This window comes from Marinobacter qingdaonensis (assembly GCF_034555935.1).
GTDB lineage: Bacteria > Pseudomonadota > Gammaproteobacteria > Pseudomonadales > Oleiphilaceae > Marinobacter > Marinobacter qingdaonensis.
In genome coordinates, this window is the sequence record NZ_JAYDCJ010000001.1 from 487064 (window position 1) to 499741 (window position 12678).

Annotated in this window: 13 protein-coding genes; 8 read left to right on the forward strand and 5 right to left on the reverse strand. The window is 63.9% G+C overall.

The window, feature by feature from the left end:
* Nucleotides 1–1065: a DNA polymerase IV gene (dinB, locus tag U5822_RS02230; protein WP_322853991.1), complete on the reverse strand. Its 1065-nt coding sequence runs from the start codon at nucleotides 1063–1065 to the stop codon at nucleotides 1–3.
* A 114-nt stretch (nucleotides 1066–1179) separates the two neighbouring features.
* On the opposite strand from dinB, the gene U5822_RS02235 reads away from it, so the two are divergent.
* From U5822_RS02235 to minE, 5 genes are all read left to right on the forward strand, one after another.
* Nucleotides 1180–1458, forward strand: coding sequence for a DUF1244 domain-containing protein (locus tag U5822_RS02235; protein ID WP_322853992.1), 279 nt, complete (start codon nucleotides 1180–1182; stop codon nucleotides 1456–1458).
* Nucleotides 1458–1838, forward strand: coding sequence for a HopJ type III effector protein (locus tag U5822_RS02240; protein ID WP_322854199.1), 381 nt, complete (start codon nucleotides 1458–1460; stop codon nucleotides 1836–1838). The genes U5822_RS02235 and U5822_RS02240 overlap by 1 nt, the downstream gene beginning before the upstream one ends.
* Complete coding sequence (gene minC, locus U5822_RS02245; RefSeq protein ID WP_322853993.1) at nucleotides 1835–2605, forward strand: septum site-determining protein MinC; 771 nt, start codon at nucleotides 1835–1837, stop codon at nucleotides 2603–2605. Before U5822_RS02240 ends, minC begins: the two co-directional genes overlap by 4 nt.
* 77 nt (nucleotides 2606–2682) lie before the next feature.
* Nucleotides 2683–3495: a septum site-determining protein MinD gene (minD, locus tag U5822_RS02250; RefSeq protein ID WP_322853994.1), complete on the forward strand. Its 813-nt coding sequence runs from the start codon at nucleotides 2683–2685 to the stop codon at nucleotides 3493–3495.
* A gap of 3 nt (nucleotides 3496–3498) precedes the next feature.
* Nucleotides 3499–3750: a cell division topological specificity factor MinE gene (gene minE, locus U5822_RS02255; protein ID WP_322853995.1), complete on the forward strand. Its 252-nt coding sequence runs from the start codon at nucleotides 3499–3501 to the stop codon at nucleotides 3748–3750.
* Between the two features lie 30 nt (nucleotides 3751–3780).
* Here minE and U5822_RS02260 read toward each other — a convergent pair whose 3' ends face one another.
* Complete coding sequence (locus U5822_RS02260; RefSeq protein WP_322853996.1) at nucleotides 3781–4782, reverse strand: DUF2804 domain-containing protein; 1002 nt, start codon at nucleotides 4780–4782, stop codon at nucleotides 3781–3783.
* Nucleotides 4783–4881: 99 nt separating this feature from the next.
* On the opposite strand from U5822_RS02260, the gene U5822_RS02265 reads away from it, so the two are divergent.
* The 3 genes from U5822_RS02265 (at nucleotide 4882) to U5822_RS02275 (ending at nucleotide 7591) form a co-directional block, all read left to right on the forward strand.
* Nucleotides 4882–5619 carry an START domain-containing protein gene (locus U5822_RS02265; RefSeq protein ID WP_322853997.1) on the forward strand — a complete coding sequence of 246 codons (738 nt, stop codon included), beginning with the start codon at nucleotides 4882–4884 and terminating at the stop codon, nucleotides 5617–5619.
* 70 nt (nucleotides 5620–5689) lie between these two features.
* A complete protein-coding gene (locus U5822_RS02270) occupies nucleotides 5690–6181 on the forward strand; it encodes a CBS domain-containing protein (RefSeq protein ID WP_322853998.1) in 492 nt (163 codons plus the stop codon).
* 24 nt (nucleotides 6182–6205) lie between these two features.
* Entirely contained in the window at nucleotides 6206–7591 is a 1386-nt protein-coding gene (locus tag U5822_RS02275; protein ID WP_425258639.1) for a PhoH family protein, read from the forward strand.
* A 63-nt stretch (nucleotides 7592–7654) separates the two neighbouring features.
* On the opposite strand, the gene U5822_RS02280 is transcribed toward U5822_RS02275, so the two are convergent.
* From U5822_RS02280 to U5822_RS02290, 3 genes are all read right to left on the reverse strand, one after another.
* Complete coding sequence (locus tag U5822_RS02280) at nucleotides 7655–9349, reverse strand: methyl-accepting chemotaxis protein (protein ID WP_322853999.1); 1695 nt, start codon at nucleotides 9347–9349, stop codon at nucleotides 7655–7657.
* Nucleotides 9350–9504: 155 nt separating this feature from the next.
* Nucleotides 9505–10857, reverse strand: a complete 1353-nt coding sequence (locus U5822_RS02285; RefSeq protein WP_322854000.1) for a sigma-54-dependent transcriptional regulator — start codon at nucleotides 10855–10857, stop codon at nucleotides 9505–9507.
* Nucleotides 10854–12668, reverse strand: a complete 1815-nt coding sequence (locus tag U5822_RS02290) for a sensor histidine kinase (protein ID WP_322854001.1) — start codon at nucleotides 12666–12668, stop codon at nucleotides 10854–10856. Before U5822_RS02290 ends, U5822_RS02285 begins: the two co-directional genes overlap by 4 nt.
* Nucleotides 12669–12678: the final 10 nt, after the last annotated feature.

Here is a 12678-nt window from a genome sequence, read left to right on the forward strand (position 1 = left end):
TCAGTCGAACAGTCGCAACTGGGTCACCGGCGCCTCGTCGTTGCGGAACCGTACCCCCAACCCCAGTAGCCGCACCGGCCGGTCCTTGTCGCCCACCAGCTCCTGGAACAGCGGCAGGTAATCGGTCTCGGCCGGCTCACTCACCTGCTCCCGCACCCGCTCCAGGGTGTGGGTGGAAAAATCGCTGTAGCGAACCTTCACAAACAGTTTGTGGATCGGTTTCTGCCGGGCCTTACGGGCCAGGCGCCGGTTCAGGTCCGCCACCAGCGCGGCCAGCACCGACTCGCAGGCGGCCCGATCCGGCAGGTCCTGGGAAAAGGTGCGCTCCACGCTCACCGACTTGGCGATCCGGGACACCACCACCGGTCGCTCGTCCCGGCCGTAGGCCATTTCATGCAGGCGATAGCCCTGCTTGCCGAAGCGATCGACCAGGACCTGCGGCCCCACCGCCTGGATGTCGCCGCAGGTCTCGACCCCGAGCGCATGCAGTTTCGCCGCCGTCACCTGGCCCACGCCGAACAGCTTTTCCACCGGCAGGGCCCGGACAAAGCGGTCGACATCCTCCGGCCGGATGACGAACAGGCCGTCGGGTTTTTGCCAGTCACTGGCAATCTTGGCCAGGAACTTGTTCGGGGCCACGCCGGCGGACACGGTGATCCCCACCTCCTTGCGGATGCGCTCCCGCAGGTAGCGCGCCATCAGGGTGGCACTGCCCTTGTGGTCGGTGATTTCAGACACGTCCAGGAAGGCTTCGTCCAGGGACAGGGGTTCGACCAGATCGGTCAGTTCCCGCAAGATCGCCATCACCTGCTTGGAGGCGGCCTGGTAGCGCGCCATGTCCGTGGGCACGGTCACCAGCCCCGGGCAGAGCCGCCGCGCCTCGCTGCCGGGCATGGCCGAGCGCACCCCAAACGCCCGCGCCTTGTAATTGCAGGTGGTCACCACCCCGCGCCCGCCGGCGCCCCCGACCGCCAGCGGTACCTCGCGCAGGCTGGGATCGTCCCGCATTTCCACCGCGGCGTAAAAGCAGTCGCAGTCCACGTGGATGATCTTGCGCTGAGGCATGGGCAAAGGGCTCGCGTCAACATTCTGTACATTTATACAGCCTTGTATCTTAAGCTATCATGCTGAGAATGTCAGGAACCCTACCGTTCACCCGTTGACGCATTGTGAGGCGCCATGACCAACCCCATTCCCAAAAACCAGCAAACCGAAATCGAAGCCGCCGCCTTCCGGCGCCTTGTGCAGCACCTGCGTGATCACACCGAGGTGCAGAACATCGACCTGATGAACCTGGCCGGCTTCTGCCGCAACTGCCTGTCGAAGTGGTACCGGGCCGAAGCCGACGCCCGCGGCATCGAACTGTCCGATCCGGATGCCCGCGAGATCATCTACGGCATGCCCTACGAGGAATGGAAGAGCCTCTATCAGACCGGCCCCAAGCAGGAACACAAGTGATGCATGTGAAGGAAGCGGTTCGGATTCACCTGGCCTCGGTTACCGCCGGCCATGCCCGCTTTGACGACACCCTGGCGCTGATTGCCGAGCATTTCGAATACCAGCCGGCCGGTTTCCACAACGGCGGTCTGTACAACGGCCCCGGCGAGAATGCCGGCTCCTGCCGGGTGTTCGCACTGGGCCAGCACTGCAACCTGTCGGAAACAGAGACCCTGAACCTGTTCGCCGAGCATTACCGTCAGGTCCAGGACGAGCCGGCCGGCGACAGCCACGGCAACATCCGTCAGTTCATGGCCACCGGCTGGTCCGGCATCCGCTTCGACAGCGCCCCACTGCGCCCTCGGCCCGCGGCCAACACCAAGGAAGAGACCCATTCATGACCGACTCCACCACCTCCGGGGTGCAACAGGTTTTCCAGCTGAAAAGTGCCAGCGTGTCCATGACCGCCCTGGAACTGCATCACTTCGACCCGGACGATTTTGAGGCCACGCTCCGGGACAAGATCAGCCAGGCCCCGGGCTTCTTCAAGGACATCCCGATCATCATCAGCCTGGAGAAATACGAGGGCCTGGACAGCGAGCTGGATTTCTTCAAGATCATCGGCACCTGCCGACGGCACCAGATCCATGTGGTGGGTGTGCGCGGCGGCAACGACGACCAGCGCCGACTGGCCCGGGGCGCGGCCCTGGCGCTGCTGCCCGGTAACAGCCAGCGCGACCGCGCCCACGCGCCGGAATCGGAACCGGCCGACACGGCCAGCGCGGACGCCGCCGGCACACCGGACGCCAAAGCCGCCGGTGCCGGCGAACCGGTTCCGGCCCGGGTGGTCAACCAGCCGGTGCGTTCCGGCCAGCAGATCTATGCCCCCGAGGGCGACCTGATCATCCTCGCCCCGGTGCAGGCGGGCGCCGAAGTGCTCGCCGCCGGCAATATCCACGTCTACGGCCCCCTGCGCGGGCGCGCCCTGGCGGGCATCCACGGCGCCGAGTCGGCCCGGGTTTTCTGCCAATCCCTGGAGGCGGAGCTTGTGTCCATCGCCGGACACTATAAAATCTCCGAAGATCTTCAGGACAACGGCTGGAAGACGGCAGTACAGATCCAGCTCAGGGACGACCTGCTGGTGGTGACGCCACTGGACAAGGCCTGATATCAACACGGACTTCAACAACGTGAGCCGACGCGTCGGCAGACACCACGAATCCACCGCGAAACAGGAATCTAACCTTGGCTAGAATCATTGTCGTTACTTCAGGAAAGGGCGGCGTTGGCAAGACCACGACCAGCGCCTCGATCAGCACCGGCCTGGCCAAACGCGGCCACAAGACCGTCGTGATCGACTTCGATGTTGGTCTGCGCAACCTCGATCTGATCATGAACTGCGAGCGACGGGTCGTGTACGACTTCGTCAACGTCATCCAGGGCGAAGCGACCCTGAACCAGGCCCTGATCCGGGACAAGCGGGTCGACACCCTGTACATCCTGCCCGCGTCCCAGACCCGCGAGAAAGAAGCACTGACCAAGGACGGCGTCGAGAAGGTCATCAACGAGCTGTCGGAAACCTTCGACTACATCGTCTGCGATTCCCCGGCCGGCATCGAGCACGGCGCCCTGATGGCACTCTACTACGCCGACGAGGCCGTGGTGGTGACCAATCCGGAAGTCTCCTCCGTGCGCGACTCGGATCGCATCCTCGGCATCCTGCAGAGCAAGTCCCGGCGCGCCGAGATGGGCCAGGACCCGGTCAAGGAGCACCTGCTGCTGACCCGCTACAACCCGGGCCGGGTGGAGCGAGGCGAAATGCTGTCGGTGGGGGACGTCGAGGAGATTCTGGCCATCCCGCTGCTGGGAGTGATTCCGGAAAGCCAGGTGGTGCTGAACGCCTCCAACCAGGGCCTGCCGGTGATCCTGGAACAGGACAGCGATGCTGGCCAGGCTTACGACGACGCCGTGGCACGACTGCTGGGTGAGGACCGGGAACACCGGTTCATGACCGCCCAGAAGAAAGGTTTCTTCTCACGGATGTTCAAGGGAGGCTAAGGGATGAGTTTCCTGGATTATTTCAAAGGCAAGAAGAACAACAGCGCGAACGTCGCCAAGGAGCGACTGCAGATCATTGTGGCCCACGAACGCGGCCAGCGGGATCAGCCGGACTACCTGCCCAAGTTGCAGCAGGAATTGCTGGAGGTCATTCGCAAGTACGTCCAGATCAGCGACGACATGGTGCAGGTGGAAGTGGACCGCAACGACAGCTGCTCGGTGCTGGAACTGAACGTCACCCTGCCCGAGCGATAACCGGGTGCCGCTGGTAGGCCCGTGCCGGGCCTACCAGCGCGCGAAATGGTCTTCCATCAATCCGCGCAGACCCTGAACCGGAATCTCCCGCCCCTCATCGTCAATGACGCGCCCGTAGAAGGTGCCAATGAACTGGCGGAAATTGGACGCCAGCACCCAGGCATTCAGCTTCTCCCGCCGCACTCCGGCCGGCTCGAACCGGAGCTCGACCCGACCGTCGTCGGTGCGCACCTGCCAGTCTCCACCGGGCCGAAAGCGATCGAAACGAAACTGCGCCGGCCCCAGGGGCAAGCAACGGCCATCGAGCCAGAGGGCGTTTTCGGTCATGCCGGTTTCGTTGACGCCGGCGGCCAGGTTCAGCCCCAGGGACCGGCCATCGCCCAGGGTGCCGGCCATGCAGGCCCAATTCCAGGCTGTTTCCCGGCGCATGAAACCGCAACTCCAGTCGATCGAGGCGCGGGTGCTGGCGTCGCAGCGCCAGATCCGGTGATCCCAGCGGATCTCGCCTTCCACCGGCAGGCCCGCCGATTTCCGGGTAAAGACCCAGCCGTTGTAACCGGCCGGACAGACCAGGCGCAGCGGGTCCTCGTCCTCTTTCAGCTCCAGATCCACCCGGATGCCGCCCGGCGCGGTCACCGCCACATTGCGACCGCCGGCCCCGGCCACGATCCTCAGTGCCACCTCGCCTTTCACGAAGGTGGCCATGCCGTGCTCCGGCAGGGGCTCGATCTGGCTGCCCCGGGCCAGTGGCTGCAGAAACGACTGCTCGTACAGGCGCCCGGTCTCGAAATCGAACAGGTAAAAGAAGCCATTGGCCACCAGCTTGAGGTCCACCAGGGCCATGCCGAAGACCCAGCCGGGCGCCATGGCACTGACAAACTGGAACTGGTTGAAGCGCCAGCGCCGGGCCAGACGGGACCGGGACCGATCCATGACCGAACGCAGGTCATAATCCAGATAGTTGATTTCATCCACCGGTCCGTCCAGCCGTCCCGGGGTGATCCGGCCTTGGTCATCAATGAGCTTGCGCATGGTCATCAGTTACCTGGTTCACAATCCATTGTTTCCGTGGCCGTCTCCCACATCACCGCATGCTAGACTCCGGCCACCGTCGTCAAGGAAGTGTACCCCATGAGAAAGACCGGAGCCCACCGTTTCACGGGCTGGGCCTCAGCCGTTTGCCTCGGCCTGTGCGCCCTGTTGCTGACCGGCCCGAGCGCGGCCGGCACCGGCGCCGATCTGCCGGCGGAGAACGCCGAGGGCTGGCGTCTGCGCAAGGAAGCCGACAACATCCGCGTGTTCACCATCGACCAGGACCAATCCAGCTTCAAGGCCTTCAAGGCCGAGGCCCTGCTCGACGCGCCCATCGAGAACCTGATGGCGGTGATGATCAACCCGCAGTCCTGCGTCGAGTGGGTGCACAACTGCACCGAATCCTACGCCTTTGGCACCGGCGACTTTCACGACCGCTACGCCTACTCGGTAAACGACATGCCCTGGCCGGTGACCGACCGCGACTACGTACTGCGCATCCAGACCCGGGGCAACCGCAGCACTGGCGAGGTGATCATGGATCTGAACGCCACCCCGAACCAACGCGCCGAGTTCGACACCCGGGTCCGGGTCGACCATTCCGACACCCTTTACCGGTTCATTCCCGAGGGCAGCAGAACCCGAATGATCTGGCTCCAGCACACCGACCCCAACGGCGCCCTGCCCGGCTGGCTGGTCAACAGCCTGCTGGTGGACATCCCCATCCGTTCACTGCAGGCGCTGGAGCAGGTGGCGGCCAAGCCCCGGTACCAGGATTTCGAGCTGGTGTACGACCCCGAGGGCCGGTTGATGGATGTGCGCCAATCTGGCCACTGAGGGGATGACGCGCCTGCGCTGACAGGCTAAGCTTGGGCAAACGGACTTTATGGCAGGCAGACCACGCGCAATGACGGTTCTCGCGTTCGAGATCATGACCCCCAGCATCAAGGCAGTCCCCCAGTCCTGGACCATGGAACGGCTGGCTCGCTTCCTCACCGACAACGAGATCACCGGCAGCCCGGTCACCGATGAAACCGGCGAAATCGTCGGCATTGCCACGCTCAAGGACATCACCGAGTTTCGCTGGAACGCCAGCCACTCCAACGCCGATGCCCGGCTCACCCAAGAGGAACAGCAGGAGGCCCGCCGCCTGCGCATGGCGATTTTCGAGGAAATGGGCAAGGTGCCGGTGGAGGTGCGGGATATAATGACCCCGAGTGTTTTATCAGTTGACGAGCAGACGCCCGTGCGCGACATTGCGGATATCATGATGCGCGAGCACCTGCACCGGATCTTCGTCACCAGGGATTCAAAAATTACCGGCATCATAACCACTTACGATATGCTGAAGTTGATTTCAGACAGGGAACTTACGCAGCGCTGCAGCCGTAACGACTGAGCCATCAGAGAGGTAACGCCACCTATGCCCAGAGCACCGCAAGCTCGCAAAAAGATGTACGTCCTCGATACCAACGTCCTGATCCACGATCCCAACGCCCTCCTCAACTTTGAAGAACACGATGTCATCATCCCGATGACGGTCCTTGAAGAGCTCGATAGCCTCAAATCCGGCAAGCAGGCGGTGGCTGCCGACTGCCGTCAGGCCATCCGCAACATCGACAAGCTGCTGGGCGACGCCAGCCCCAAGGAGATTGAGAAAGGCGTGCCGATCGTGCGGGCCAAGAAAGCCGAGCCGCTGGGCAAACTGCTGATCCTGATGAGCACCGACCACGTCGATTCCCATTCGCTGCCCGAACACCTGAACGACAACAAGATCATCAACACCCTGGCAGCGCTGCAGAACCGGCATAAGAGCCGCGACATCATCCTGGTGAGCAAGGACATCAACATGCGCCTGAAGGCGCGCGGCTTTGGCGTCGAGGCCCAGGACTATCACAACGACCAGCTGCTGGACGACATCGACCTGCTGCCCAAGGGCTACAAGGAATTCCCCAATTCGTTCTGGGACACCATCGAAAAGGTGGAGACCGTGCAGCGGGAGGGCATCACCGAGCACATCCTCAGGCGCGAGGGCGAGCTGGCCAGGCTCAACATCAATGAGTTCGTCATCGACCAGCAGGGCTTTGTTGGCAAGGTCTCGGACCTGTCCGAGGATCAGTTGGTGATCCGCGACCTGCACCAGCACGACCTGATGAACGAGGAGGTCTGGGGCCTGGTTCCGCGCGACGTATACCAGGCGCTGGCGCTGAACCTGCTGCTCGACCCGGACGTGCACCTGGTCAACCTGACCGGCTCGGCCGGCTCCGGCAAGACCATCCTGGCCCTGGCCGCCTGCATCGAGATGACCGTGGCCAGCAAGCTGTACAAGCGCATCATCGCCACCCGCTCGACCCAGGGCCTGGACGAGGACATCGGCTTCCTGCCCGGCACCGAGGCCGAGAAGATGGAACCCTGGCTGGGCGCCATCGTCGACAACCTCGAAGCCCTGCACGAGGACGATGAAAACATGACCGCCAGCGTCGACTACATCCTCAGCAAGGTGCCCCTGCACTTCAAGTCGATGAACTACATCCGCGGCCGCAGCTTCCAGCACAGCCTGATCATCATCGACGAGTCCCAGAACCTGACCCCGCACCAGATCAAGACCATCATTACCCGGGCCGGCAACGGCTCCAAGGTGATCTGCCTGGGCAACCTGGCGCAGATCGACACCCCCTACCTGAGCGCGCTCAGCTCCGGTCTGACCTACATGACCGAGCGCTTCAAGAGCTTCCGCCACGGCGCCCACATCCACCTCCAGGGTGTGCCACGCTCGGTGCTGGCCGAGTTCGCCGAGGCCAACCTCTAAACCGCCGGCGTTCGGCAGGCACAAAAAAACCGGGGCCGGGCCCCGGTTTTTTATCGCTTCAACTCAGACCCGATAACGACTGACCTGCTCGGCCATATCCCCGGCCAGGGCCGTGAGCCGCTGGGTCGCGGTGCCCGCCCGGCGCGTGCCCTGGGCGGTCTGCTCGGTGATGGCAACGATCTCGTGCACGTTCTGGTTGATGGTCTCCGACACGCTGGTCTGCTCTTCGGCAGCGCTGGCGATTTGGGTGTTCATCTCGTTGATGGTGGCCACCGCCTCGCTGATGCGCTGCAGGGCGTCGTTGACCTGGCGGGTCTCCACCACCGTCGCTTCGCTGCGCTCGCTGATGGCACCGATCAGGGTCACCGCGTTGCCGGCACCGGTCTGCAGACGCTCGATGGTGGCCTGGATCTCTTGGGTGCTCTGCTGGGTCCGGCTGGCCAGGGTGCGCACCTCGTCGGCGACCACGGCAAAACCACGCCCGGCTTCCCCGGCCCGGGCCGCCTCGATGGCGGCGTTCAGGGCCAGCAGGTTGGTCTGGTCGGCAATCTCCCGGATCACCTCGAGCACGTTGTCGATCTTGCGGGAGTCGGCGCCCAGCTTCTCGATGACCTTGACGCCCTCACCCACCTGCTCGGACAGACCGCCAATCACCTCGATGGTCTGGTGCACCAGACCCTGGGCATCGCAGACCTGGCCGTTGGCCCGGTCCGCCGCATCCGAGGCCTCGCTGGCGTTGTTGGCCACTTCCTGGGCGGCCGCGGTCATTTCGTTCATGGCGGTCGCCACCTGGTCGCTCTCGGACTTCTGGCGCTCAACGCCCTCCTCGGCTTCGCCCATGACCTGATTCAGTTCGGCGGAGGCCTCGTTCAGGGTCCGGGTCGAAGCCAGCACCCGCTCCACCAGCCCGTGCACCTGATCGGCGAAGCTGTTGAACGCGGTGGCCAGCTGGCTCAATTCGTCCTTGCCGTCGACATCGAGCCGGCGCGTCAGGTCGCCGTCGCCGCTGGCGATGCTGTTCATGGCCGAGACCGCGGATTTCAGCGGGCGAATGATGCTGCGCACCACCACCAGGGCCAGCCCGACGATGATGGCCAAGGCGATCAGGGAGGTGGTGATGGAGCCGATCACCGCATCGTTCAGGGATTCACCGACCTTGGTGTCCATAGCGGCGACCTGGGCCTCCAGGCCGTCGACCCAGAACCCGGTTCCGATCATGATGCCCCACTTCGGCAGCATCTCGGCGTAACCCAGCTTCGGGGCAACCTCGCCGGTGTCGCTGTTCTGCCAGCCGTAGGGCACGTACCCACCGCCGCCGCGGGCGACCTTCACCAGCTCGCGGATCAGGTAGGTGCCGTTCGGGTCCTGGAAATCCCACAGGTTCTTGCCTTCCAGGGCCGGCTTGACGCCGTGCATGACGTTCACGCCGCTGGTGTCGTAAGCAAAGATGTAGCCGGCGCTGCCGGAATCGTTGAACCGGAGCTGGCGCAGGATCTGGTAGGCCTGCTCCCGCACCTCGGGATCGTCGGCCGAGCCCGGCTGGTTATACAGGTGGGCGATGGAACTGCGGGCCAGGTCGAGGTAGTTCTTCAGTTCCTGGCGCTTGCTGGCTTCCATGTCGGCGGAGAAGCCGGCCACCGCCCCATCGCCGATCTCGCGGGCCTGGTTCAGGTTGTAGGTGGTCAGAAAAGCGGTCAGCACAATCACCGGCACCAGCGCCAGCAGCAACACTCGGGTCTGTATGGTCAGATTTTTCATAGCAAAAACTTTTGGTTTTTTTGGGGTGCGGGAACTGCCCCGGGATCACCGGGACAGGCAGATGGGCGCTATGTTACCGAACCATTACCGGAAAGATAATTGGACATCCTGGGGAGTTTGGAAACAGTCCGTAACCAAAAGCCCCCGCACCCGGCTCAGTCCTTGAACTGAGCCTTGTCCAGACCGTGCTTTTTCATCTTGTCGTAGAGGGTCTTGCGGGCAATGCCCAGCTGCACCATGGTGTCCTTGATGCTGCCGTGGCAGGCGTTCAGAGCACTGACGATGGCCGAGCGTTCGAAGCCGTCCATCATCTCGGTCAGGGTCTGGCGACCGGCGACGTTGGCGTCGCCCTCGGGGGCATTGCCATCGAGGGCCGCCGGACCGAGCAGCACGTAGCGTTCGGCCAGGTTGCGCAATTCCCGGACGTTGCCCGGCCAGGAGTGCTGCATCAGCCGGGCCGCCTGACTGGCGTCCAGGGGCACGCTCTCGCGATCGTAGCGGGCGGCGGCGATCAGCACGAAGTGGTGGAACAGCAGCGGAATGTCCTCCTTGCGCTCGCGCAGGGGAGGGATATCAACATTGACCACATTCAGCCGGTAATACAGGTCCGAACGGAACTCGCCGGCATCGCTCAGGGCCTTCAGGTCCGCCTTGGTGGCGGCAATGATGCGCACGTCCACGTCCTGCACCTGATTGCTGCCGAGCCGTTCGACCTTCTGTTCCTCCAGCACCCGCAGCAGCTTCACCTGCAATGGCATCGGCATGCTCTCCAACTCATCCAGAAACAGGGTGCCCTGGTGGGCGTGCTCGATCTTGCCGATGCGCCGTTTTTCCGCGCCGGTGAAAGCCCCAGCCTCGTGCCCGAACAGCTCGCTTTCGATCAGGTTTTCCGGCACCGCACCGCAGTTGATGGCGACAAAATTGTGGGCGCTGCGGCGGCTGTTCTCGTGGATGTAGCGCGCCAGCGCATCCTTGCCCGAGCCGGTCTCGCCGTGCAGCAGGATGTTGGCGGAGATGTCCAGCACCGGGTCAATGGTGGCCATCACCTTCTGCATGCCCGCCGAATCCCCGAGAATGCGGGGCCCCGGCCGGGCCAGGTGGCGCAGCTGGGCCTTCAGACGCCGGTTTTCCAGGGCCAGGTGGCGCTTTTCCAGGGCGTGGCGCAGCAGCTCGATCAGCTCCTCGTGATCGAACGGTTTCTCGATGAAATCGTAGGCGCCCTGCTGCATGGCAGACACCGCGGTGCTGATGTCGCCCTGACCGGTGAGGATCACCACCGGGATGGCATCGTCCAGGTTGCGGATCCGGTCCAGCAACTCCAGGCCATCCATGCCCGGCATGTTGTAGTCGCACAGTACGACACCGGCAAACTCCGCCGACACCTGCGCGAGCGCCGACGGTGCGTCCTCGAAGCAGGCCACCGGCAGATCCTCGAGGGCAAAGGTCTGGCTGATGGCCTGACGGATGTGCGGGTCGTCATCGACAAAGATAACCGAAGGTTCTGTCATTCCATGGACTCCCGTTTCTTCAGGGTTAACACAAACTCGGCACCCGGGCCGTCGGTGCGGTTGTGGCCGGTCAGCCGTCCGCCCAGGGCATCGACGATCTGGCGGGAAATGGACAAGCCCAGGCCCAGGCCCTGCTTGACGGACTTGGTGGTAAAGAAGGGTTCGAATATCTGCTCGGTGTTGCCGGGCAATCCCGATCCGTTATCGCGGACCCGGCACTGCCAGTGCTCACCGGCGTCCTCGACCTCGATCCTTATCGCCGGTTGCGGGCGACCCTCGACCGCCTGCACCGCGTTCGCCATCAGGTTCACCATGACCTGCTCGATGCGAATCAGGTCACCGTGACACATCACCGGCTGCTCCGGGCGTTGCCAGACGATGTCGATGTCGGCGCTGCTGGACTGGGCGGTGATGATTTTCAGGGCGGCGTCGACCGGCTGGCGCAGGTCCACCACCGAGGGCGGGCCCTCGGACTTGCGGGCGAAGACCTTGAACTGCCGGGTCAGCTCCGCCATTTTGTCGCACAGGGTGACAATTTCTTGCAGATTGGCATCGACCATCTCGGTGGCGCCCTTGTCCAAGAACTTCCGGCTGTTGCGGGCGTAGGTCTGGATGGCGGTCAGAGGTTGGTTCATTTCGTGATTGAGCCCTGCGGACATCTGCCCCAGCACCGCCAGCTTGGCGGCCTGAATCAGCTCCTGTTGGGTTTCCCGCAACTCGTTCTGGGTCCGCTCACGTTCGCGGATTTCCTCCTGCAGCTGCTGGTTCGAACGCTCCAGATCGGCGGTGCGCTCCGCCACACTGCGTTCCAGTTGCTCCCCGCGCAGTGCCAGCTCAGCCTCCCGGCGATAGCGCTCCCGCAGGTACAGCCAGGTCAGCAGGCCGCCCGCCAGCAGCGCCAGGCCCCCGAGCACAAACGCCAGGCGGGTCCAGACCACCGGCCGGGTGCTAACCATCACCTGCAACGACCAGTCCAGCCGCGGCAGGGGCGTGCGCACGCTCAGGTAGTCGCCGTTGGGGCCGTCGCCCTGGATGCGGATCTTGGCCGACCGCTGGGACAGACCCCAGGGCCGCCCGAGCGGCTGGATGTCCATGGGCGCCAGGTCCCGCTCCGGGTAGCGCAGCCGCGACTGCGGGTCGGTGCCGGCGCGGTCGTCGGACTCGAAATCCCGATACAGCCACTGCGGCTTGCTGGCCAGAAAGCTGATGCCGGCGGCGTCGAGCACCACCATTTGCGCCTCGCTCAGGGACGCCGGCCGATGCCACTGGGATTCCAGCTCGTGCACCAGCACCTTGACGGCGATGACGCCGACTATGCGGCTATCGTTGCTGCGAATCGGGTGGGAAAAGTAGAGTCCACGCACGCCGGACATCATGCCCAGGGCGAAATAGACGGTCGACGAGCCGGTCGCCATGGCGTCGGAAAAGTAGGGACGGAACGAGTAGTTGCGCCCGATAAAGCTGTTTTCCTGCTGGTAGTTGCTGGCGGCGATGGTCAGCCCCGTGGGGTCCATGAGATAGACATCGGAACTGCCCACGATGGTGGCCATGCGCTGCATTTGCTCATTGGCCAGCTGGATGACCTGCGGGTCGCCGGGGTGCCGGAGCGCGTCCTCCAGCAGCGGGTGCTCCGCCATCAGTTCGGGAATGGGCAGGTACCGGTTCAACTCGTTGGCCACCAGTTGCCGGTAGCGAAACGACTCCTCCAGACTCTCCTGCTCCACCTGGCGGTAGCCGACCCAGCCGCCGAGCGTCCAGGACAGCACCAGGGTCAAGACAAGAAGTGCAACTGCGCCAATGCGGAGGGGCATAGGGACCGGT

Excerpts from the sequence above, each read along its gene's own strand:
- dinB (WP_322853991.1), bottom strand. The coding sequence starts at position 1,065 with ATGCCTCAGCGCAAGATCATCCACGTGGACTGCGACTGCTTTTACGCC.
- U5822_RS02235 (WP_322853992.1), top strand. The coding sequence starts at position 1,180 with ATGACCAACCCCATTCCCAAAAACCAGCAAACCGAAATCGAAGCCGCC.
- U5822_RS02240 (WP_322854199.1), top strand. The coding sequence starts at position 1,458 with ATGCATGTGAAGGAAGCGGTTCGGATTCACCTGGCCTCGGTTACCGCC.
- minC (WP_322853993.1), top strand. The coding sequence starts at position 1,835 with ATGACCGACTCCACCACCTCCGGGGTGCAACAGGTTTTCCAGCTGAAA.
- minE (WP_322853995.1), top strand. The coding sequence starts at position 3,499 with ATGAGTTTCCTGGATTATTTCAAAGGCAAGAAGAACAACAGCGCGAAC.
- U5822_RS02260 (WP_322853996.1), bottom strand. The coding sequence starts at position 4,782 with ATGCGCAAGCTCATTGATGACCAAGGCCGGATCACCCCGGGACGGCTG.
- U5822_RS02265 (WP_322853997.1), top strand. The coding sequence starts at position 4,882 with ATGAGAAAGACCGGAGCCCACCGTTTCACGGGCTGGGCCTCAGCCGTT.
- U5822_RS02270 (WP_322853998.1), top strand. The coding sequence starts at position 5,690 with ATGACGGTTCTCGCGTTCGAGATCATGACCCCCAGCATCAAGGCAGTC.
- U5822_RS02275 (WP_425258639.1), top strand. The coding sequence starts at position 6,206 with ATGCCCAGAGCACCGCAAGCTCGCAAAAAGATGTACGTCCTCGATACC.
- U5822_RS02280 (WP_322853999.1), bottom strand. The coding sequence starts at position 9,349 with ATGAAAAATCTGACCATACAGACCCGAGTGTTGCTGCTGGCGCTGGTG.
- U5822_RS02285 (WP_322854000.1), bottom strand. The coding sequence starts at position 10,857 with ATGACAGAACCTTCGGTTATCTTTGTCGATGACGACCCGCACATCCGT.
- U5822_RS02290 (WP_322854001.1), bottom strand. The coding sequence starts at position 12,668 with ATGCCCCTCCGCATTGGCGCAGTTGCACTTCTTGTCTTGACCCTGGTG.